Below are 21,147 nucleotides of genomic sequence, written 5' to 3' on the forward strand. Positions count from 1 at the left end.
TCGCCGGATGGACATTTCTTTGTCAGAAAGCCGGCGGGTTTCTTTTCAGTCTGGTCGTCTGATCTCCCACGGGCGGCTGCGGAGGACACAGTGAAGACCATGAATCGTATCGCCAATGATCGCCTGCGCTCGAAAATCATGAGCCCCGAGGATGCCGCTTCCCTGATCGCCAATGGAACGACGGTCGGCATGAGCGGCTTTACCGGTTCCGGTTATCCGAAATCGGTACCTATGGCGCTGGCCGCCCGCATCGAGGCGGAACATGCCGCAGGCAATCCCTTCCGCGTCCGCGTCTGGACCGGGGCGTCCACGGGTCCGGAACTCGACGGTGCGCTCGCCAAGGCCGACGGTATCGAATTCCGCCTGCCCTATAATTCCGATCCCATTGCGCGCGAGAAGATCAATTCCGGCGAGATGAACTATTTCGACCTGCATCTGAGCCAGGTCGCACCGATGGCCTGGCAGGGCTTTCTTGGTCCTCTCGATACGGCGGTGGTCGAAATTTCAGGAATAACGGCCGATGGCACGCTGATCCCGTCCTCCTCCATCGGCAACAACAAGACCTGGCTCGATCAGGCCAAGCAGGTGATCCTTGAGGTCAACCGCTGGCAGAGCGAGGCATTGAACGGCATGCACGACATCTATTACGGCACGGCTTTGCCGCCGCATCGCAAGCCGATCCCGTTGGTCAATCCCGACGACCGCATCGGTGAGCCGCATTTTCGCTGCGATCCCGAAAAGATCGTCGCCATTGTCGAGACGGACACACCCGATCGCAATCTGCCCTTCGCCGAGCCGGATGCCGTGGCCGAGGCGATCGCCGGTCACCTTCTGGAGTTCTTCCGTCATGAGGTTGCGCGGGGCCGCTTGCCGAAGGAGCTGCTGCCGCTGCAATCGGGCGTCGGCAATGTCACCAATGCGGTTCTGACCGGCCTGATGGATGCTCCGTTCGAAAATCTCACCGCCTTCACGGAAGTGGTGCAGGACGGCATGCTCGACCTTTTGGAAGCCGGGAAATTGCGCATGGCTTCCGCCACCGCATTCTCGCTGAGCCCGGAGGCTGCCAAACGCTTCAACGACAATGCCGGCGCCTTCCGCGACAAGCTGATCCTGCGTCCGCAGGAAATCAGCAATCATCCCGAACTGGTGCGGCGTTTGGGGTGTCTTGCAATGAACGGTCTTATCGAGGCCGACATCTATGGCAATGTGAATTCCACCCACATCATGGGATCGCGCATCCAGAACGGCATTGGCGGATCGGGAGATTTCGCGCGCAACGCCTATGTGTCGATTTTCATGACGCCTTCCACCGCCAAGGGCGGAAAGATTTCCGCCATCGTCCCGCAGGCCAGCCATGTCGACCATATCTCGCAGGACGTTCAGGTGATCGTCACCGAGCAGGGGCTGGCGGATCTGCGCGGGCTCGCGCCCAGGCAGCGCGCGGAGCTGATCATCGCCAATTGCGCCCACCCCGACTATCGGCCTGCGCTTCAGGATTATTTCGCGCGAGCCAGGAAAGGGTCCTATGGCCAGCACGCTCCGACCCTGCCCGGCGAAGCGCTCTCCTGGCATCAAAGGTTCATGGATACCGGGTCGATGATGCCCTGACAGGTTTTTGGCGGTCAGCCGTTCCAGCGCATCTTCATGTAGACGCCACCGCTTGTGAGTTCGTCGAGCATCTGCCGGAGGCGCTTTGCCTGCGTCTCGGGCCGTTTGGCTCGGACGATCCAGCCCAGATAATCGTTCTTCTGATAATCGGGCCTGGCCTCATAGGCGCTGCGCAAGCCCTCATCATCGAGCGCCTTGCGCACGAAGTCGGGCATTGGGTTGAGAGTGCGTTGCAAAGCCATGCGTGAAACTATCACACCCTAAGTCCGCGGTGCCAGCGGAGAGCCGCTCGGCGAAGATGGCTTCACGCGGTGGCTTGAATCTCCACGAGAGGGGCGGGAATGGCGGTGGTCTTTTCTGCCGATTTGCAGATATCCGCGATAACGCAGGCCGGGCAGTCAGGCTTGCGTGCCTTGCAAACATAGCGCCCGTGCAGGATCAGCCAGTGATGAGCGTGGCGCATATACTCTGCCGGAATGATGCGCACCAATATGGCTTCCACCTGCTCCGGTGTCTTGCCGGGGGCAAGGCCGATGCGGTTGCCGATGCGCAGGATATGCGTATCCACCGCCATGGTGGGTTGGCCGAAGGCCATGTTGAGCACCACATTGGCCGTCTTGCGGCCAACGCCGGGCAGGGTGGTCAACGCATCGCGACTGTCGGGCACCTGCGAGCCGTGATCGCGGATGAGCGCTTCGCTCAGCGCGATGACGTTCTTGGCCTTGTTGCGCCATAGCCCGATGGTGCGGATATGGTCTCCGACCTTTGCCTCGCCGAGCGCCAGCATTTTCTCCGGCGTATCGGCCACCTTGAAGAGAGCACGTGTTGCCTTGTTCACGCCCGCATCGGTGGCTTGGGCCGAAAGCACCACAGCAACAAGCAGCGTGAAGGCGTTCACATGCTCCAGCTCGCCCTTGGGCTCGGGCCGTTGCACCGAGAAGCGGCGGAAGATCTCGTGAATCTCCTCGGGCGAATAGGCGGTTTTCGGCTTGCGGGGCCGGGGCCTCTTTTGCGGCGCGGCAATTTTCTTCTTGGGCTTTTCCATGCGCCTTCTATAATCGGGTTCATGTCCGAAACAAACACCGCAGACACGCCGGTCTTCCAGGCGCTGCTGACGCCGTATCGCTCCCTGAGCGGGCGCGGCTTTGCGATCCTGATGGGCACGCTGCTGCTCATATGGATCAGCGTAGGGGCGCTTTTCCTGAAAATCGGCGCCTGGCCGATTTTCGGCTTCTTCGGGCTCGATGTTCTGGCGATTTATGTCGCGTTTCGCCTGAATTATCGTGCTGCGCGCGTGCGGGAGGAAGTGCGTCTGTCGCGGACCAGCCTCGACATCCGCAAGGTGCCGCCTTCGGGCAGGGCGGTGGAGCATCATTTCAATCCGTTCTGGGCGCGCTTCCGCATCAACCGTCATGATGAGATCGGCATCACCGACATGGCGGTCGAAATGCGCGGCGAAAGCGTGTCGATTGGCAGCTTCCTCAATCCCGACGACAGGGAGAGCTTTGCCATGGCTTTCGGACAGGCCCTCGCCACGGCCAAGGGGCGCTGACAAGTCAAGAATCGGGTGGCGAAAGCACTGCCGGCGAAGGATATTGGCGTTCAACATCTCAATATGCGCATTGCCGTTTCGATCCTTGCGAAACGAAAGTGCGTGAAGTGGCCCCAGACGGCCGGGAGTAAACGCCATGAATATGCCGACAGCCCTGTTGCAGAAGGATGTGACGCCGGACGGTGGAGACTACGAGATCGTTCGCCGCGTGGTGGAAAAAATCAGCCTCGATTATCGCGATCAGCCCTCTCTGGAGGCGCTCGCAGCCGAGGTGGGCGACACGCCCACGGGCCTGCAGAAGCTTTTCACCCGCTGGGCGGGGCTTTCGCCGAAGGCCTTCTTACAGGCCGTGACACTCGATCATGCTCGCCGGCTTCTGGATTCGGGCTTGCCGTTGCTCGATACGGCTTTCGAATTGGGCATGTCGGGACCTGGTCGTCTGCACGATCTTTTTGTCACGCACGAGGCGATTTCCCCGGGCGAGTACAAGTCGCGCGGTGCAGGCCTGACGATGCGCTATGGTTTTCATGTCTCGCCTTTCGGCCTGGCGCTGGTCATGGTCACGGATCGCGGTCTTGCCGGCCTTGCCTTTTGCGATGTCGGTGGCGAGCGCGAGGCGCTGGAAGACATGACCTCGCGCTGGCCGAATGCCGGTTTCGTGGAAGATCTTTCCGCGACCGCGCCCTACGCCGCGCGCATTTTCGAACCCGCTCGCTGGCGGGCCGACCAACCGCTCAAGGTGGTTCTGATAGGCACCGATTTTCAGGTGCAGGTCTGGGACGCGTTGTTGAAGATACCCATGGGGCGTGCGCGGGCTTATTCCGACATCGCCACCGGCATAGGCAAGCCCTCGGCCGCGCGGGCCGTGGGTGCTGCGATCGGGGCCAATCCCATTTCCTTCGTCGTTCCCTGCCACCGCGCGGTCGGCAAGTCCGGCGCGCTGACAGGTTACCATTGGGGGCTGACGCGCAAGCGCGCCATGCTTGGCTGGGAAGCCGGCCAGCTCGTCAAGGCCGATTGAGATCGGTGCAAAGCCGGCGGACGGATTCCATCTGGCCTGAAAATGTTCTAGCGTCCTGCAAAACCGTGCGGGAGGCTTCAGTTGATCGTCGTCATTGGCTCCATAAATCTCGATCTGATCGTCGCGGTCGAGCGACTTCCCAAGCCGGGTGAAACGGTTCCGGGAAGAGATTTCGTGACAGCCCCAGGCGGAAAGGGTGCGAACCAGGCGCTGGCCGCCGCCCGGGCAGGCGCTGCCACGCGCATGGTGGGGGCGGTCGGAGACGATGCCTTCGCCGAAGAGGCCCTCGCCCTGCTCAAGGGCGCGGGAGTGGGGCTGTCTGGCCTGCACCGCGCGGAGACGGCGACAGGCACGGCGCATATTTTGGTGGAGCGCAGCGGTGAGAACACCATTGCCGTAGTTCCCGGCGCCAATGCCGAGGTTTCGCCGCTTCATGTCCGGCAGGCGGCGCTATCGCCAGGCAATCATGTTTTGCTGCAGCTTGAGGTTCCGATTGCCACCGTGGATGCTGCGCTGCGCGCCGTGCGGAGCGCGGGGGCGGTCTCGCTTCTCAACACAGCGCCCTATCGCGAGGAGGCCGCTTCGCTTCTTGGAGATGCCGACTATGTCATCGCCAATGAGACGGAGTTCGATCTCTATGCGGATGCCCTCGCATTGAAGGGAAACGACCGGCAGGCACGGATGTGCGATTTCAGCGTGAGAACAGGGCGAACCGTCATCGTGACGCTCGGAGCCGACGGCGTCTGGGCTGCTACGCCAGAAACCTTCCTGAGTGTGCCAACGATCCGGATAGATCCGGTCGATACGGTAGGGGCAGGAGATACCTTCTGCGGCTATCTGGCCACTCAACTCGCCAGCGGGCATGGGTTGGAGCAGTCTTTGCGCCAGGCAGCTGTTGCGGGTGCGCTTGCCTGCCTGAAGCCCGGTGCCCAGCCGGCCATCCCGCATCGGGCCGAGGTCGACGCCGCGCTCGCCTGAGCGGGCTGGACGCGGTTGTGCGCCGGTGTATCCTGCGCGTGGGAGGACAAAGCGGATGTCCCTGGAAACCTACACGGCCTATGTGATCGTTTGTTTCGTGGCGACCGTCATACCCGGTCCCACCAATATGCTGATTGTCGCAAACGGAATGCGCCACGGCGTTCGCGCGGGGGTGCTCAACGTCGCCGGGACACTGGTTTCCCTGTCGATCATGATCGCGATTGCCGGCATTGGCCTCACCTCCCTGATCGAGATGGCAGGCCACTGGTTCGAGTGGATCAAGCTTCTGGGTGCGGCCTATCTGTGCTGGCTTGGCTGGAAGATGATTCGGGCAGGCCGTGAGACGGAGGATGGAAGCCTGACGGTTCGCACACCGCGCCGCGGGTTTTTCCTTCAGGGGTTTTTCGTCTCGATGGGTAATCCCAAGCAATTGCTTTTCTTTGGGGCACTGCTGCCCCAATTCATCGATCCCACGGCCAATCACGCCCTGCAGATCGCCATAATGGGCGCCACGGCGCTTTCCTTTTCAGCACTTTCCGATGGCGGCTATGCTATCGCTTCCGGCCGGATCGGCCAGCGTCTCACGCCACGCCGGGTTCGCCAGTTTACCCGCCTTGGCGGAGGTTTCCTGATGGGCGGCGGTCTGTGGATCGCTCTTTCGCGCTCGCGCTGAGCGGTTTCACAAGCGGCTGAGCCGCTCGGTAAGAAGCGCGAAGAAACCATCCGCATCGATATCCCGCATCACCAGGGCGTTGTGCGGACGTTCGGTAACGCGCCACCAGTCGACCACCGTCATGCCCATGGTGAGTTCCGAGCCGGTCTCGACGCTCACATTGCAGCTCTTTCCACCGAAAAGCTCGGGCTTGATGAGATAGGCGATCACGCAAGGATCGTGCAGCGGCCCACCATCGGTGCCGTATTTTTCCTCGTCGAACCGTTCGAAGAAGTCGAGAAGCTGTGCGGCGGCCAGTGCCACAGGGGTGCCGAGCGCGCGGATGGCCGTCAGCCGTTTGCGCGTGGTCAGCGCCTTGTGCGTCACGTCGAGCGGCATCATGACCAGTGGTATGCCGGCCTGTAGCACGATATCCGCGGCATGCGGGTCCACATAGATGTTGAATTCCGCTGCCGGCGTCACATTGCCGCCTTCGAAGAAGCCGCCACCCATCAGCACGATCTCGCGGATGCGCGGTGCAATCTCCGGGGCACGCGACAGGGCGAGGGCGATATTGGTGAGAGGCCCGAGCGGGCACAGCGTGACGGATTTCTCCGCCTGGTTCAGCAGCGTTTCGATGATGAAATCGACGGCATGGGTGTCCTGCAGCGGCATCCGGGGTTCCGGGAGGTCCGGCCCGTCAAGGCCGGTTCGCCCATGCACTTCTTCCGCCGTCACGAGTTTTCGCAGGAGAGGGCGCGCAGCGCCTGCAAAAACGCGCGTTTCGGGTCGGCCAGCGAGTTCGCAGATCTTGCGCGCGTTCTTCTGGGTTAACGCGAGCGGCACGTTTCCTGCTACGGCCGTGATGCCGAGCACTTCGAGTTCGGGGCTGGCCAGGGCCAACAGGATCGCCAGGGCGTCGTCCTGACCCGGATCGGTGTCGATGATGATCTTGCGGGCTGCCGTCATGCGGTGGCTCCAAAGTGCTTGAAACGCGGATTTTCAAAGACCATATCAATGGTCAGGAAGGCGATGCCGAACGGGTCTCCTTCTAACCACGTCGCTCTTTGAGGACAAAGCAAAATGACGCGTATGACGCCTTTTTCGAATCCCCTGCTTCTCGGGTTCGATAGTATGGAAAAGACGCTCGAGCGGATCGCCAAGTCAGGCGATGGTTACCCGCCTTATAATATCGAGCGCATCCGTGCCGAGGACGGTCGAGGCGAGAAATTGCGCATAACGCTTGCCGTGGCAGGCTTTGGCGCTGAAGACCTCGACGTTACGACCGAGGAGAATCAGCTTATCATCCGTGGACGTCAGTCCGAGGAGGGCGAGCGGGAATTCCTGCATCGCGGCATCGCCGCGCGCCAGTTCCAGCGCATGTTCGTGCTGGCCGAAGGCATGCGGGTGCTCGGTGCGGATTTGAAGAACGGGCTTCTCTCCGTCGACCTTGACCGTCCGGAGCCGGAACGGATGGTACAAAAAATAAACATTTCGGTGAAAGACTGAGACACTGGTCTCGATGGGAGGAAACCGGACGGGCTGACCCGGCCGGAACCTTGGGCTCTTCAGCGGGTTGGTTTCCTGAGGAAACGCCTGCGTCAAGGAGGCTTACATGACCGAACTTGAACACAAGATCGAAATCTCCGAACAGCAGCTTGCCCATATGGGCGAGGGCGCTGTGGCCTATATGCGCGAAATGAGCGCCGAGGATTTGCAGGGCAAGTTCCCCGGCATGCCGAACCTGGTTCCAGGAACGCGCTTATGGGCGTTGTTTGCGGCCAATGGCCAGCCCATCCTTCTGGCCGACGCTCGCGACACGGCACTGGCAGGTGCCTTCCAGAACGACCTGGAAACGGTCAGCCTGCATTGACCGACCGGCGCCGCCGCAAGGCGGCGCGATGCCGGGCGGCGTGACCCGTCGCCGCCCCAGAGGGCCACAGCACGATATCGTGTGGGGCCGATCAAGCTTCTTTGCCAATTCCGGCAATCGCAGGGCATCGACGAGCAGGCGCAGTCCTCCGGCCCTGTACGGGCGCTCAGCACCGACTTCCAGGCACAGGGGGCGTAAGTTCAGGCTCGCGCCTGCAGGTATCAGGCGGCGTTGGACGCCGGCGTCTCCGCGAGGAAGCTGTGTATTGCTGCCGCGTCCTTGGTGCCGCGAATCTTGGCCACCGTGTCGGCGTCGCGCAGCACGCGGGCAATTCGCGACAAGGCCTTGAGATGGTCGGCACCGGCCCCCTCGGGGGCAAGCAGCAGGAACACGAGGTCAACCGGCTGATCGTCGATGGCCTCGAAGTCGACCGGTGTCTCCAAACGGGCGAACACGCCCGTAATGCGCTGAATTCCGGGAAGTTTGCCGTGAGGAATGGCAATGCCGTTGCCCACACCGGTAGAGCCGAGACGCTCACGCTGGAGAATCGTATCGAACACCTCCCGCTCGGGCAGGCCGGTCACGGCGGCGGCTTTTTCCGCGAGCAGCTGCAGCAGCTGCTTCTTGGAATTGGCCTTCAACGCCGGGACAACAGCCTTCGGCTCGATCAGATCGCTAAGATCCATGTCTATGCATCCTTTGCTTTTGTCTGCTCGCCGGCATCCAGGCCGGCGCTGACGCGGGCACGGAACTTATGCGTGCGCAACCGTCGACGGGTCGATCCAGCCAATATTGCCGTCGGCGCGCCGGTAGACGATGTTCACTTCATTGCTTGCAGCATTGCGGAACACGAAAACCGGATTGTCCTTGGTGTCGAGCTCGATCACGGCGGATGCCACCGACATGGTCTGCAGCGGCATCTTCGATTCGGCGACGACGGTCGGAGCATAATCCTCCGGAACCTCGTCTTCCTCGTCGGCAACCGGCGCCATGACACGGTAGGCGATATCCATCGGATCGATGGTCTGGCTGATGTTATGGGATTTCAGACGGCGTTTGTAGCGGCGCAGCCGCTTCTCGACCCGCTCTGCCGCGGCCTCGAAGGCCTGCTGCGGATCCTGTGCCTGTCCGGTGCCCTGGAGCACCATTCCCGTATCCAGATGGACCATACAATCGGCGGAGAAGCGCGAACCCGACTTCTCGACCGTAACGCGACCGCCAAAACCACCGTCGAAATATTTATCGACAGCTTCCCCGATCCGCTCTTCGATGCGGGAACGGAATGCGTCGCCGATGTCCATGTGCTTGCCAGAAATGCGTAAGCTCATCTGAAGACAGCCCTTTCCTGATCAGACATCGAACGATGAGAGTTTATACGTGTGCTCTGCATGTACAAGGTGCCGCGGCGGATTGTGAACTTCGTTTCGACCGCGATCTCCTTCTCAGATTGGCGCTTATCGCAGAAAAGTCAAAGCCGTTTCCGGCTCGAAGGCCTATGCGGGCGGGCTTCTAGTGGCTTCACGGGGGAATGTCAATCAAGGCTTGGGCGAAGCTCAGGCCGTGCGGGCCATTGCGGTGGAGCCTCCGGCGGCCGCGGCGAGCATTCTTTTTTCCCGTCTGCGCTGCACCGAGGAGGGAATATTGAGCGCTTCCCGATACTTGGCGACGGTGCGCCGGGCGATGTCGATGCCCTCCCGGTTGAGGATATCCACAAGCGCATCATCCGAAAGAACGGCGCCCGGTTCCTCATTGTCGATGAGGTGGCGAATGCGCTCGCGCACCGCTTCCGAAGAATGAGCATCGCCTCCATCCGCTGAAGCGAGCGCGGAGGAAAAGAAATAGCGGAGTTCGAACGTGCCGCGCGGGGTCATCATATATTTGTTGACGGTAACACGGCTCACGGTCGATTCGTGCATGCCGATGGCCTCCGCGACCGTCCGCAGGTTCAGCGGCCGAAGATGGCTGACCCCATGGATGAGAAAGGCGTCCTGCTGCCGAACGATCTCGGATGCGACCTTCAAGATGGTGCGGGCGCGCTGATCCAGGCTGCGGGTGAGCCAGTTGGCGCTTTGCAGGCACTCGGAGAGAAATTGCCGGTCGGTTTCGCGCGCATGCGCTGAAACCTCTGCGAAATAGGGCTCGTTGACGAGAACCCGCGGCAGGGTTTCAGGATTGAGTTCCACCGCCCAGCTGCCGTCATTGGCAGCTTTCACCACCACATCCGGAACGATGGGATCTGCCGTGCCGGAGGAAAATGCCATGCCGGGCTTGGGGTCGAGGGTGCGAATCTCGGCCAGCATGTCCGCGAGATCTTCCGAATCCACCCCGCAAAGCCTGCCAAGCGTCTGGAAATCGCGCTTGGCGAGCAGCTCCAGATTTTCCACCATGGCGCGCATCGCCGGGTCGTAGCGGTCCCGCGCGATCAATTGAAGGGCAAGGCATTCCGAAAGGCTGCGCGCAAACAGCCCCGGCGGATCGAAGGTCTGGCAAACGGTCAGAACCTCGTCGAGGGCCGCGCGGTGGGCGCCGATGCGTGCGGCCATCTCGTCCGGATCGGCAAGCATGTAGCCGGCTTCATCGAGGCCCTCCGCCAGCTCATGAGCCATGATCTGACGTGCGGGAGAAGAAAACGCGAGCGCGATCTGCTCGTTCACATGATCGCGCAGCGTGACGCTTGCCGCGGTCGTTGCCTCCAGATCGTAGGAGCCGCCGCTGCCTGCCGCTTGAAGACCATTGCCCCCAGCCGATTTCCATTGCGCGGAAAGGTCGGGCCCGATGCGGTCATGGGTACCGGGATCGTCGGGAAAGAGATTTTCCAGAGACGCGTCGAGGCGGTCAGAAATCCCCTCCGCGCTATTCGTGGAGGCGGTGTCGCTGTCCTTGCTCCACTCCGGACTTTCATCGCGCGCTTCCTGCGTCGCGCTATCGTCTCGCCATTCAAGCAGCGGATTGCGCTCGATCTCTGCGTCGAGAAAACGCTCCAGCTCCTGATGCGTCATCTGCAGGAGCTTGATCGACTGCAGGAGCTGTGGCGTCATCACGAGCGATTGCGTCTGACGCAGATGAAGTTTCGGTGCAAGCACCATGGAAAAGGCCCCTTTTGCCTCCGGCGACAGGCGCCGGACCGGGGGCAGATTCAATTGGCCCGAGATTTGCTTGTCAAGAGAAATGAGCCGGTCCGACCACCGAATGGGTCAAATCGCGGCGCAGAAACGGCGAAAAACAGTGTTATTCGCCGGTTCCGGCTGTGTCAGAGCGTGAAACCCTCACCCAGATAAAGGCGGCGGACATCCGCATTGCCGACGATATCGTTGGGACGGCCATGGGTGAGCACCTGGCCTGCATGGATGATATAGGCCCGGTCGATCAGGCCCAGCGTCTCCCGCACATTGTGGTCAGTGATGAGGACGCCGATGCCGCGCGCCGTCAGGTGGCGCACGAGCTGCTGGATATCGCTTACGGCGATGGGGTCGATGCCGGCAAAAGGCTCGTCGAGCAGCATGAAGTTCGGCTGGCTGGCCAGCGCGCGCGCGATTTCGAGCCGCCGCCGCTCGCCGCCCGACAGCGCCACCGAAGGTGACTTGCGCAGATGGCTGATGTGAAACTCTTCAAGCAGCGCATCGAGGCTCTTGTCGCGTTCCTTGCGGCTTGGCTCCACCACCTCGAGAATGGCGCGGATATTCTGCTCGACCGTCAACCCGCGAAAAATCGAGGCTTCCTGCGGCAGGTAGCCGATGCCAAGCCGGGCGCGCCGGTACATGGGCATGGAAGTGACGTCATGCCCATCGATGTGGATGGTTCCCTGATCGACCGGCACGAGGCCCGTCACCATGTAGAAACAGGTGGTCTTGCCAGCGCCATTCGGTCCGAGGAGGCCGACGGCTTCGCCCGCCCGCACGCCGATGGAGACGCCGCTGACGACCTGCCGCCCCTTGTAGGCCTTGGTCAGACCACGGGCGATCAGCGTGCCCTTGTAGTCCTTGAGCTTGCCGCTCGCAGGATTTTCGGGTGCGGCCTGCTTGCTGCCGCCCCTTATTTTACGCAACTTCGAAATCAACGGCGGAACTACCTGTTCTGGGATCCGGGCGTGAGGAGCATCTTGACGCGGCCGGCCGATTTGCTGCCCTTGCAGCTGTCGAGCTTGGCCTGACCGTTTTTCATCTGGACGGTGAGTTTGCAGCCGACAATCACATTGTCGCCTTCCGAAAGCACGACTTCCTTGCCTGAAAGGACCAGCACTTCCGACTTCATGTCGAAGGTCGCCTTGTCGCCGGTGGCAACCTGGGTATCCGACTTCACGTAGACGTTTCCGTCCACCTCCAGCCGGTCGATATTCGCGCTTCCGGTTGCGGCCGAACCGCCATCCTTCAGATAGTAGACCGTCATCTTGCTGGATTTCAGCACGGTCTTGTCCTGCGCAACGGAGACATTGCCGGAAAACACGGCGACGTTCTCGCCCTCGCGGACCTCCAGCCTGTCGCTTTCGATCTGGATGGGCTTGTCGCCTGAAAGCTGAAGGCCGGTAAGCCGGCTTTGTGCGTCCTGGGCCATGGCCGGTCCGGTAAGGCCGGCGAACGCCAGCAGTGCGGGAAGGGCAAACCTGTGGAGCCTCATCGCGTTTTTCTCACTGTTCTTGTCCCTTGGCGGCGTTTTTAAGCTGCGTGGGATCGATTGTAACGCGAACGCGCTTGTCGAACACGAAAACCTTGCCCCCGTCGCTTGCAGCGAATGAATCGGCTGCGATCTTCGTCCCGTCAAGTTCGATCTCGACGGCATGAGGGCTTTCGAGTGTGCTTTTCTCGATGTCGATCCTGGCCGATTCGAGCCTGGCCGTGATGCCCGAGGTGGTTTTCAGGAGAAGCGGGCTCTTGATGTCGAGCTTGTTGTCGCCGCGGCTGTAGACCCCGTCTTCGGCCTGGATGGTAGCGAAATTATCCTTGTCGACGGGCACATGGGCGCGGATGCCCTCGAGCTCGATCACATCCTGACTGCCGATCTTCTGGCGCGCGCGCTCGGCTGTCATCTTGTAGGGCAGGTTGTCGCTGGTGAAGCCGTTGAGCTCAGGGCTCGCCATCACCAGCGAGCCGCTCTCGATGGATGCCGAAGCAAGATCGACCGTACCGTTCATGGCTGATGAGAGGAAGGAATAGCCGGCAAAGGCAACGGAGACGAGGATAGCGGCAGCCGGCAGCATGATTTTCAATGCGCGCACGAGCCGTGAATGGCGCGTGGCGCGCGCAAAGGCTTCCTCGCCGCGCTCGCTGCTTTCCGGTAGACCTTGACGGCTGCCGCCGCCGGCCATCGCTGCTTTGTGTGCCTGGTTGCTCATACTCGTCCCGCATATCCGGGATTTCGGTCGCGCGCCCGGTTGAAAAAAAAGTGCTTTTTACCGGCAGCGCACCGGCTGATAATCGAACTTCTCCAGTGACGTTAAGGTGTCGCTGGAAGGGGTGAAATGCACGGTTTGCGGGACAATTATCGCAAGAAGAGGTCCCATCCGGCCAAGTCTCACTCCAATATGGCTATTTTTGGATTAACGACAACATCGTTGCGCCCGATAATTATCGTCGGAAGAAGCATTTTCTTGCTCATTTTTCGTTTCTCGAGCCTGCAAGGGGCGATTGATCATGCGCTTCACGCGGCAATTTTACCGTGTCGGCGTCCAGGATCTCGATACATCTGCCGAAGGCGCAATATTTCCAGCCGATTCTTGTGGCTGAACAGTAGCCCCGCGCCACCCTTTGGACTAAAAGCGCTGGTTCATGAAGCATCTCCAGCGTGAACGAGGCGAACATGTCCATTCGAGCTGACGACCTGATCGACCGCCGCCGCCTGCGCCGCAAGCTGACCTTCTGGCGCATCGTTGCGCTGGCGGTTGTGGTGCTCGCGGTGGCGATTGCCGCCCAGCGCTATTATGGCGCGGCTGCCGGCACTTCCGCCAATCATATCGCGCAGATCAAGATCACCGGCACGATCATGGAAGACGACGAGTTGCTCGAGCGTCTCGATCGCATTCGCAAGGCGCCGGGTGTGAAGGGTGTCATCGTGACGGTCGATTCTCCCGGCGGCACCACGGCCGGTGGCGAGGCGATCTACGAGGAAGTCCGGCGGCTCGCTGCCGAAAAACCGGTTGTTGCTCAGGTGGGCACGCTCGCCGCGTCGGCAGGATACATGATCGCCAGCGCCACGGATCACATCGTCGCGCGTCAGTCCTCCATCGTCGGCTCCATCGGCGTGCTGTTTCAATATCCCGACGTCAGCGGCCTGATGGAAAAGCTCGGCGTGAAGCTGGAAGAGATAAAATCGTCTCCGCTCAAGGCCGAGCCGTCTCCCTTCAAGCCGACCAGCGAAGAGGCGCGTGCGATGATCCGCAACATGATCCTCGACAGCTATGCCTGGTTCGTGGATCTGGTGACGGAACGCCGGCCACTTACCCGTGACGAGGTTTTGCGTCTGGCCGACGGGTCGGTTTTTACTGGCCGTCAGGCGGTTGAAAACAAGCTGGTTGACGAGCTGGGTGGCGAACGTGAAGCCAAGGCATGGCTCGTGAGCCAGGGTGTCAGCGACGATCTCGAAGTCGTCGAGTGGAAGAAGCGCGAACTTGCAAGCAGCTATTTCCTGCCCGAAATGATAACGCGCCTTCTCGGAACTCCCTCCGGCAGCGCAGAAATATTGCGCGAACTGGGTGCGGATCGCATCTTCCTTGACGGTATGCTGTCGGTCTGGCAACCTGAAAAGCGATAAATGCCTGACAAAAAAACAAGCAAAATCATCCGAATGCCGGGCATCCAGGGCGACGGGAACAGATCAACACAGCGGCGGAAAGAACCATGATCAAGTCAGAGCTCGTGCAAACGATCGCCAACCGCAATCCGCATCTTTATTTGCGCGACGTCGAAAACATCGTGAATGCCATCTTCGAGGAAATTTCCGATGCCTTAGCCGATGGGCACAGGGTGGAGTTGAGGGGCTTTGGCGCTTTCTCGGTGAAGAACCGTCCCGCACGTGTCGGGCGCAATCCGAGGACGGGCGAATCCGTTGAGGTCGAGGAGAAGTGGGTGCCCTTCTTCAAGACCGGCAAGGAGCTGCGCGAGCGGCTCAACATCGAAAAGTAAGCCCTCCCGAAACGATACGTTCCAAGCAGCAAGTTTCATGGCCAACCGCCTTCTTCTCGTTCTCGTCCTGGTGCCGTTGGCGGTCATCATCGTCGCCTTGGCTGTTGCCAATCGCGGCCTGGTGCCGTTCACGCTTGATCCTTTCAATCCGGGCAATCCGGTTCTGACGGTCAACTGGCCGCTCTTTGTCTATCTCTTTGCCGCGCTTGCGCTTGGTATGGTGATCGGCAGCCTTGCCACGTGGCTGCGGCAGGGGCGTTATCGCCGGGTTGCGCGCGACCGCAAGAAAGAGGTCGACCAGCTGCGTGAAACCGCAATGCGCGCAAGCGGCGCCCCACAGCTGCCACACTCTTCCTGACGCCTTTTCCTGAAACGGATATACCCTTGATGCTGAATATCTCCGCCGACGATGTCGATTCCTGTCTGGACCATGCCGGTCTGATTGAAACGCTGCGTCGGGCGTTCCGCCAGGGCGCGGTGCAGCCGGTTCGCCATCACCACACGGTGGAACGCCCCGGAGCCAGCGATGCGACCTTGCTTCTGATGCCGGCATGGAACGATTTTTCGAACGCGGAGGTCGGCAACGGTTATATCGGCGTTAAGATCGCCACCGTTTCACCGGACAACAATGCGATCGGAAAGCCGGCAGTGATGGCCGTTTATCTTCTGATGGATGGCCGCACGGGCGAACCGCTGGCGCTGATCGATGGCCAGCGTGTCACCGCCTGGCGTACGGCCTGCGCGTCCGGTCTGGCAACCTCCTACCTCGCGCGACAGGATGCTTCCCGGCTGCTGATCGTCGGGGCCGGTGCCCTTGCACCGCATCTGGCGCGTGCTCATTCGGCTGTGCGCCCGATCACCGAGATTCGCATCTGGAACCGATCCAGCGGCAATGCACAGAAGGTTGTCGACAGCCTCAATGCTGCGGGTATGAACGCGGCCGTGGCGGGCGATCTGGACGAGGCGGTGGCCGAGGCCGACATCGTGTCCTGCGCCACGCTTTCCAACGAGCCTCTGGTGCGCGGCGCGGTGCTCAAGCCTGGGACGCATGTCGATCTGATCGGCGCCTTCACCCCGACCATGCGCGAGAGCGATGATGAAGCGGTACGCCGCGCGTCGGTGTTCGTGGATACGAGAGCTGGCGCGGTGAAGGAGGCCGGCGATATCGTTCAGGCGCTCAAATCGGGCGCTCTGAAGGAAGAGGAAATCTGCGCCGACCTTTACGAGCTCACCCGCGGCGACAAGCCCGGGCGCCGCAGCGACGATGAAATCACGTTGTTCAAGTCTGTTGGGGCAGCCATCGAGGATCTGGCGGCGGGTATTGCCGTTTACGAGAAGCACCGGGCCTGAAGCGCGGCAACATTGCCTTGCCGCAAGCCCTGTGGCAGAAGCCCGGCACCATTTGCGGATTGGCGGACACGGAATTGAAGCCTCAGCGCCCAAAGCGCCGGAACGACCGGCGCCCCCAGCAGAAGCCCCAGCCCCCGCGTGACAACGAACCGCGGCAGGAGGAGCCTGCGCGCCGCGCGCCGCCACCGCGCCGTCAGGGACGGCTGCCCGACGAGCGCCTGCCCGTCATTCTGGAAGTGCGGCCCAACGAGGATTATGCGCTGCTCGATTCGGGCGATGGCCTCAAGCTGGAGCAATATGGCCCATACCGGATCGTGCGGCCCGAAGGGCAGGCGATCTGGCGCCCTGCGCTCGGTCCTGCCGAATGGAACCGTGCGGACGCGATCTTCACCGGAGACACCGATGAAGAGGGCATGGGCCGCTGGCGGTTCCCGCGAGAGCCTTTGGGCGAGACCTGGCCGATGCGCCATGACGGTATCGACTACCTTGGCCGCTTCACCTCGTTTCGCCATGTGGGCGTGTTTCCCGAACAGGCGACCCACTGGTCGCATATGGAAGAACTGGTGCTCGGCGCCGGTCGCCCGGTGAAGGTTCTGAACCTGTTCGGCTATACGGGGCTTGCCTCGCTGGTCGCTGCCCGTGCCGGCGCCGAGGTCACCCATGTGGACGCCTCCAAGAAGGCGATTGGCTGGGCCCGCGAGAATCAGGAAATTGCCGGACTTGCCGACAAGCCGATCCGCTGGATCTGCGAGGACGCGGTGAAGTTTGCCGAGCGCGAGGCAAGGCGCGGCAACAGCTACGACATCGTTCTGTTCGATCCACCGGCCTATGGGCGAGGTCCCAAGGGCGAAGTGTGGCAGTTGTTCGAGGACCTGCCCTATCTGGCCGAGCTGTGCCGTTCCATTCTGTCGCCGCAGCCATTGGCGGTCGTGCTCACGGCCTATTCCATTCGCGCCTCCTTCTTCGCCATTCATGCGTTGATGCGCGACATCTTCGCGGGCATGGGTGGGCGCATCGAATCCGGCGAATTGATCATCCGCGAGCAATCGGCGGGCCGGGCGCTTTCCACATCGCTCTTTTCTCGCTGGGTGGCCTCATGAGCACGCATGACCGGGACAGGAAACGCACGGGACAGGTGAAGGAAGTCACGAGCCTCACCAATCCGATCATCAAGGACATCCGAGCGCTGTCCATGAAGAAGTTCCGCGATCGCGAGCATGTCTTCATGGCCGAGGGGCTGAAGCTCGTCATCGATGCTTTCGAAGCTGGATGGACCGTCCGGACCCTGCTCTATGCGAAGGCCGGGCGGGGCAATGAAGCGGTCGAGAAACTCGCCGCGCGCACGGTCGCTTCCGGTGGGCTCGTGCTTGTCGTGAGCGAGAAGGTCCTCTCCGCCATCACCCGGCGCGACAATCCGCAGATGGTCGTCGGTGTTTTCGAGCAGAAAACGCTGCCGCTCGACGCGGTGGAGCCGGCCGCAGGCGACGTCTGGATCGCGCTCGACCGTGTGCGCGATCCCGGCAATCTGGGCACCATCCTGCGCACCGCCGATGCGGTGGGCGCGAAGGGCGTGATACTCATCGGCGATTGCACCGACCCTTTTTCCATCGAGACGGTGCGGGCCACCATGGGCTCGGTTTTTGCGGTCCCCATCGTGCGCGCCGGCGTGGAAGCCTTCCTTGCCTGGCGAAAGGGCTTTTCCGGCAGGGTGGTCGGTACCCATCTGGAAGGTTCTGTCGATTATCGCACAGTCGATTACTCGAGGGGAGCAACCCTGCTTGTGATGGGCAACGAGCAGCAGGGGCTCACCGCCGAACTCGCTGCCGCCTGCGATACGCTTGTGCGCATTCCGCAGGCTGGCCGGGCAGATTCCCTTAATCTCGCGGTCGCGACCGGCGTCATGCTCTATGAAATCCGGCGCGATGTTCTTCCCCTCGACGACAGGAGCAAGGCATGAGCATGCGCGCCATCGCCTTTTATGGCGTGCTGACACTCGTCTTCGCTCTTGCCGATCAGCTCGTGAAGGAGCTGGTGGAGACCGCGATGCCGCTCTATGAGCGTATCGATATCCTCCCCTTCTTCTCGCTCCTTCACTCGCGCAACACCGGCATCGCCTTTTCCATGTTCTCCGGCATGAGCGGCATCGGCCTTAGCATCGTTATGGCGCTGGTCATTCTGTTCATCGGCTTTCTCGCCATGCGAACGGGGGCCGCGCAGGTTTGGGCAAGGCTCGGCTTTGCACTCATCCTCGGCGGCGCCATTGGCAATCTCATCGACCGCCTGACGCTTGGATATGTGACCGATTACCTGTTTTTCCACACGCCGGTCTGGTCCTTCGCCATCTTCAATCTTGCCGATGTGTTCATCACGGTGGGCGCGGGCCTGGTCATACTCGAAGAGCTTCTCGACTGGCGGCGTGGCCGCCGGGGAAGAGGCAATCAGGCGGATTGACCGCGGCGGAGGCCTCGCCCGTTTTCCCCTTCTTCGGTCGATGGGCTGCATGAACCCTTACGGTCGGCGATGCTTGCCGATCGTTAAAATTGGAAACACCCGCCAAAAGCTTCTGTAATTCTTGCTCGTTACAGTGCGCCCCATGGAAACGGCGGGAAAAAAAGACTTGGCTGAGCGCATCGCGACACCGGTCGCATCTGAAAAGGTGCAGCCGCGGCGCATGCGTATCAAGTCGCCCGCCCTGGCTCCGGCCCTCGCTTCGGAGGGACTGGTGCCGCCACATCGTGGCGGAGAAATGATGTTGAGCCTTGCGATCCTGCTCATTGCAGGCATCGCGCATCTGACGGGCGCGTCTCCGCTGATCGGGCTCTTTCTGGCAATCCTGGGAGCATTCAGTCTTCTGGTCACGGTTCGCGCGGCCAATGCGGACAAACGTCTTCTCTCCGAAGTCGCCCGCAAGGAAGCCGTCAGCCGCGTCGAGATGGAAGACCTCGCCGACCGCATGTGGGAATTGCGTGAGAGCGAGGAACGGTTTCAGGGGCTTGTCGACGCGCTGGGCGATCTCATCGTTCACCGCGATCGCGGCGGACGGATCATCTATGTGAACCGGGTTTTCGCCGAATTGCTGGATCGCGAACCCGAGCAGCTTGTGGGCCGGACCCTCAGCCAACTGGGGATTGACATCGGCCTTGTGCCCGATGCGGCCTTCTCGGATGGAGAGTGCCTCAGCTCCACCGATGTGGCCATTCACACGCGCCACGGGGTGCGCTGGTATTCCTGGATAGAACATTCCGTCCGCGACGAGAAGGCGGGATCGGTTTCGCATCGCGCCATCGCGCGGGACATCACGGCCCGCAAGCGGGCGGAGCGGGCGTTGATCAATGCGCGCGAGCGCGCTGAACAGGCAAGCCATGCCAAGTCGCGTTTTCTCGCCACTGTCAGTCACGAGATCCGCACGCCCATGAACGGCATCATGGGCATGGCGACGCTTCTGGCGGATACGCGGCTGACGCCCGAGCAGCGCACCTATGTGGGTGCGGTTTCCACCTCTGCCAGCGCGCTTCTCGCCCTGATCGAGGACTTGCTCGACTACTCGAAGATCGAGGCCGGGCGGCTGGAGCTGGAACCGCAAAGCATTCTCGTGCACGAGATGGTGGAGAATGTGGTTGAGCTGCTGGCAGCCCGGGCCTTTGCCAAGAAGATCGGGCTCGGTTGCTACATCGCTCCCAATGTTCCAAGCCGCATCACGGCCGATCCCGGTCGGGTGCGCCAGGTGCTTCTCAACCTGCTCGGCAATGCGGTCAAGTTTACCGACGAAGGTGGCGTTACGGTGTGCGTGACCCGGGAAGAAAAGAATGGCGCTCCCGCGATCCGCTTTGCCGTCACGGATTCCGGGCCGGGAATGGAGAAGGCCGACATAACGCGCATCTTCAAGGATTTCGAGCAGGTGGACGGCAGTTCCACGCGGCGGCATGGCGGGGCAGGGCTGGGGTTGGCCATCACAAAACGCATTGTCGATGCCATGAACGGCTCTATTGCCGTGGCGAGCACACCGGGCGAAGGCTCGGAATTTGCCGTCGTGCTCCCCTTGGGGACGGGCGCGCACGAAGAGGCGGATGCCGACCCCGTCCTTTACGAGGTGAACGCGGTCATCCTCTCCCCATATCTCGAGGAAGCCGAAACCATTGCAATGACGATCCGCGCATATGGCGGTTCCGCTGTCATTGCGACCGGGCCGGAGGATGCGGCGCGCCTGGCGAAGGAAGCCGGCAAACCTTTCGATACGGTGCTGGTGGATGCGACCCTGGAAGCTGACGACGGCAACCTCATCACGCGGCTGCATCAGCTGGGCGTCGGGGCGGGCAGGGCTCTGACCCTGATCACACCGTCCGAGCGAGGCCGTCTGGCGGCGTTCCGCGCCTCGGGATATGGCGCATTTCTCGCGCGCCCCGTTCGCGGAAAGACGCTGCTGCATCAGCTCTTGAGCGAGCACGGCGAAATCGCATGGCCGGTGAGTGAGGCGCGGGATGCCAAGGGTCGCAAGCAGCTTGCCGAAGCGAAGAGGGGGCTCCGGATTCTTGTAGCGGAAGACAATGAAATCAATGCCATGCTGGCGCGTGCGGCCCTGAAGAAGGCCGGTCACGAGGTCGATCTCGTATCCAATGGCCGTTCTGCGCTGGAAGCGGTGAGCAATTCCGTGAAACGGTATGACGTGGTGCTTATGGACCTTCACATGCCGGTTATGGACGGGTTGGACGCGATCAACGCCATCCGTCGTCACGAAGAGGAAACGGGCATTGCCCCTGTGCCGATTCTGGTCTTGTCCGCCGATGGGCAGGAAAAGACACGTCACGGTGTTCTTGCCCACGGCGCGAATGGGTTCGTGACCAAACCGCTCGATCCGGATAAGCTGCTTGCTGCGCTGGAGATGCACGCGGCAGCCTGACCTTGGGTGAGCCGGCGGTTGCCGCTCACGCTTTGTGACGCTATCGTCATAGTTCTGTCGCAACAGGCGACTATTCCGGCGTCGATCCAACGCGGAGGAGA

Annotated in this window: 24 protein-coding genes; 15 read left to right on the forward strand and 9 right to left on the reverse strand. The window is 61.5% G+C overall.

Features of this window, described 5'->3' with window-relative positions; all coding sequences use genetic code 11:
• The first annotated feature begins 99 nt into the window (after window positions 1-99).
• On the forward strand, window positions 100-1,608 hold the full coding sequence (locus tag NA8A_RS01625) for an acetyl-CoA hydrolase/transferase family protein (protein ID WP_009755641.1): 1,509 nt from the start codon (window positions 100-102) through the stop codon (window positions 1,606-1,608).
• Window positions 1,609-1,622: 14 nt separating this feature from the next.
• Here NA8A_RS01625 and NA8A_RS01630 read toward each other — a convergent pair whose 3' ends face one another.
• Both NA8A_RS01630 and nth read right to left on the reverse strand, forming a co-directional pair.
• On the reverse strand, window positions 1,623-1,850 hold the full coding sequence (locus NA8A_RS01630) for a YdeI/OmpD-associated family protein (protein WP_040671502.1): 228 nt from the start codon (window positions 1,848-1,850) through the stop codon (window positions 1,623-1,625).
• Between the two features lie 62 nt (window positions 1,851-1,912).
• Window positions 1,913-2,653, reverse strand: coding sequence for an endonuclease III (gene nth, locus NA8A_RS01635; RefSeq protein ID WP_009755643.1), 741 nt, complete (start codon window positions 2,651-2,653; stop codon window positions 1,913-1,915).
• 21 nt (window positions 2,654-2,674) lie between these two features.
• Here nth and NA8A_RS01640 point away from each other — a divergent pair, with 21 nt between their 5' ends.
• The 4 genes from NA8A_RS01640 to NA8A_RS01655 all read left to right on the forward strand — a co-directional run bounded on the left by NA8A_RS01640 (window position 2,675) and on the right by NA8A_RS01655 (window position 5,832).
• Window positions 2,675-3,160 (forward strand): DUF2244 domain-containing protein, encoded by a 486-nt coding sequence (locus tag NA8A_RS01640; protein WP_009755644.1) that lies wholly within the window; start codon window positions 2,675-2,677, stop codon window positions 3,158-3,160.
• A gap of 136 nt (window positions 3,161-3,296) precedes the next feature.
• Window positions 3,297-4,181, forward strand: coding sequence for a methylated-DNA--[protein]-cysteine S-methyltransferase (locus tag NA8A_RS01645; protein ID WP_009755645.1), 885 nt, complete (start codon window positions 3,297-3,299; stop codon window positions 4,179-4,181).
• An 81-nt stretch (window positions 4,182-4,262) separates the two neighbouring features.
• Complete coding sequence (locus NA8A_RS01650) at window positions 4,263-5,159, forward strand: ribokinase (protein WP_009755646.1); 897 nt, start codon at window positions 4,263-4,265, stop codon at window positions 5,157-5,159.
• A 55-nt stretch (window positions 5,160-5,214) separates the two neighbouring features.
• Window positions 5,215-5,832, forward strand: coding sequence for a LysE family translocator (locus NA8A_RS01655; RefSeq protein ID WP_009755647.1), 618 nt, complete (start codon window positions 5,215-5,217; stop codon window positions 5,830-5,832).
• Window positions 5,833-5,838: 6 nt separating this feature from the next.
• Here NA8A_RS01655 and NA8A_RS01660 read toward each other — a convergent pair whose 3' ends face one another.
• Window positions 5,839-6,780 (reverse strand): nucleoside hydrolase, encoded by a 942-nt coding sequence (locus NA8A_RS01660; RefSeq protein WP_009755648.1) that lies wholly within the window; start codon window positions 6,778-6,780, stop codon window positions 5,839-5,841.
• 114 nt (window positions 6,781-6,894) lie between these two features.
• On the opposite strand from NA8A_RS01660, the gene NA8A_RS01665 reads away from it, so the two are divergent.
• Both NA8A_RS01665 and NA8A_RS01670 read left to right on the forward strand, forming a co-directional pair.
• Window positions 6,895-7,320 (forward strand): Hsp20 family protein, encoded by a 426-nt coding sequence (locus NA8A_RS01665; RefSeq protein ID WP_009755649.1) that lies wholly within the window; start codon window positions 6,895-6,897, stop codon window positions 7,318-7,320.
• 106 nt (window positions 7,321-7,426) lie between these two features.
• Window positions 7,427-7,684 (forward strand): BQ00720 family protein, encoded by a 258-nt coding sequence (locus tag NA8A_RS01670; RefSeq protein ID WP_009755650.1) that lies wholly within the window; start codon window positions 7,427-7,429, stop codon window positions 7,682-7,684.
• A gap of 221 nt (window positions 7,685-7,905) precedes the next feature.
• On the opposite strand, the gene ptsN is transcribed toward NA8A_RS01670, so the two are convergent.
• The 6 genes from ptsN to lptC all read right to left on the reverse strand — a co-directional run bounded on the left by ptsN (window position 7,906) and on the right by lptC (window position 13,013).
• Entirely contained in the window at window positions 7,906-8,370 is a 465-nt protein-coding gene (gene ptsN, locus NA8A_RS01675; protein WP_009755651.1) for a PTS IIA-like nitrogen regulatory protein PtsN, read from the reverse strand.
• Between the two features lie 66 nt (window positions 8,371-8,436).
• Window positions 8,437-9,012: a ribosome hibernation-promoting factor, HPF/YfiA family gene (hpf, locus tag NA8A_RS01680; protein ID WP_009755652.1), complete on the reverse strand. Its 576-nt coding sequence runs from the start codon at window positions 9,010-9,012 to the stop codon at window positions 8,437-8,439.
• Between the two features lie 225 nt (window positions 9,013-9,237).
• Window positions 9,238-10,770, reverse strand: coding sequence for an RNA polymerase factor sigma-54 (gene rpoN / locus NA8A_RS01685; RefSeq protein ID WP_009755653.1), 1,533 nt, complete (start codon window positions 10,768-10,770; stop codon window positions 9,238-9,240).
• 164 nt (window positions 10,771-10,934) lie between these two features.
• Window positions 10,935-11,720, reverse strand: coding sequence for an LPS export ABC transporter ATP-binding protein (lptB, locus tag NA8A_RS01690; RefSeq protein ID WP_051017940.1), 786 nt, complete (start codon window positions 11,718-11,720; stop codon window positions 10,935-10,937).
• 29 nt (window positions 11,721-11,749) lie between these two features.
• The gene (locus NA8A_RS01695; protein WP_009755655.1) at window positions 11,750-12,298 is read right to left on the reverse strand and encodes an LptA/OstA family protein; all 549 of its coding nucleotides are present in this window, start codon (window positions 12,296-12,298) and stop codon (window positions 11,750-11,752) included.
• A 10-nt stretch (window positions 12,299-12,308) separates the two neighbouring features.
• On the reverse strand, window positions 12,309-13,013 hold the full coding sequence (gene lptC, locus NA8A_RS01700) for an LPS export ABC transporter periplasmic protein LptC (protein ID WP_009755656.1): 705 nt from the start codon (window positions 13,011-13,013) through the stop codon (window positions 12,309-12,311).
• A 464-nt stretch (window positions 13,014-13,477) separates the two neighbouring features.
• Between lptC and sppA the strand changes: the two genes are divergently transcribed.
• The 8 genes from sppA (at window position 13,478) to NA8A_RS01740 (ending at window position 21,046) form a co-directional block, all read left to right on the forward strand.
• Window positions 13,478-14,428: a signal peptide peptidase SppA gene (gene sppA, locus NA8A_RS01705; RefSeq protein WP_040671600.1), complete on the forward strand. Its 951-nt coding sequence runs from the start codon at window positions 13,478-13,480 to the stop codon at window positions 14,426-14,428.
• A gap of 62 nt (window positions 14,429-14,490) precedes the next feature.
• Window positions 14,491-14,799 carry an integration host factor subunit beta gene (locus NA8A_RS01710; RefSeq protein ID WP_276274239.1) on the forward strand — a complete coding sequence of 103 codons (309 nt, stop codon included), beginning with the start codon at window positions 14,491-14,493 and terminating at the stop codon, window positions 14,797-14,799.
• A gap of 37 nt (window positions 14,800-14,836) precedes the next feature.
• The gene (locus NA8A_RS01715; RefSeq protein WP_009755659.1) at window positions 14,837-15,157 is read left to right on the forward strand and encodes a lipopolysaccharide assembly protein LapA domain-containing protein; all 321 of its coding nucleotides are present in this window, start codon (window positions 14,837-14,839) and stop codon (window positions 15,155-15,157) included.
• A gap of 29 nt (window positions 15,158-15,186) precedes the next feature.
• Window positions 15,187-16,149 (forward strand): bifunctional Delta(1)-pyrroline-2-carboxylate/Delta(1)-piperideine-2-carboxylate reductase, encoded by a 963-nt coding sequence (gene lhpI / locus NA8A_RS01720; RefSeq protein WP_009755660.1) that lies wholly within the window; start codon window positions 15,187-15,189, stop codon window positions 16,147-16,149.
• A 74-nt stretch (window positions 16,150-16,223) separates the two neighbouring features.
• Window positions 16,224-17,249 carry an RsmD family RNA methyltransferase gene (locus NA8A_RS01725; RefSeq protein WP_040671601.1) on the forward strand — a complete coding sequence of 342 codons (1,026 nt, stop codon included), beginning with the start codon at window positions 16,224-16,226 and terminating at the stop codon, window positions 17,247-17,249.
• Window positions 17,246-18,106 carry a TrmH family RNA methyltransferase gene (locus NA8A_RS01730; RefSeq protein WP_009755662.1) on the forward strand — a complete coding sequence of 287 codons (861 nt, stop codon included), beginning with the start codon at window positions 17,246-17,248 and terminating at the stop codon, window positions 18,104-18,106. The genes NA8A_RS01725 and NA8A_RS01730 overlap by 4 nt, the downstream gene beginning before the upstream one ends.
• Entirely contained in the window at window positions 18,103-18,600 is a 498-nt protein-coding gene (gene lspA / locus NA8A_RS01735) for a signal peptidase II (protein WP_009755663.1), read from the forward strand. The genes NA8A_RS01730 and lspA overlap by 4 nt, the downstream gene beginning before the upstream one ends.
• Before the next feature lie 220 nt (window positions 18,601-18,820).
• The gene (locus tag NA8A_RS01740; RefSeq protein WP_143087944.1) at window positions 18,821-21,046 is read left to right on the forward strand and encodes a PAS domain-containing hybrid sensor histidine kinase/response regulator; all 2,226 of its coding nucleotides are present in this window, start codon (window positions 18,821-18,823) and stop codon (window positions 21,044-21,046) included.
• Window positions 21,047-21,147 lie beyond the last annotated feature (101 nt).

It is taken from the genome of Nitratireductor indicus C115, assembly GCF_000300515.1.
GTDB lineage: Bacteria > Pseudomonadota > Alphaproteobacteria > Rhizobiales > Rhizobiaceae > Nitratireductor > Nitratireductor indicus.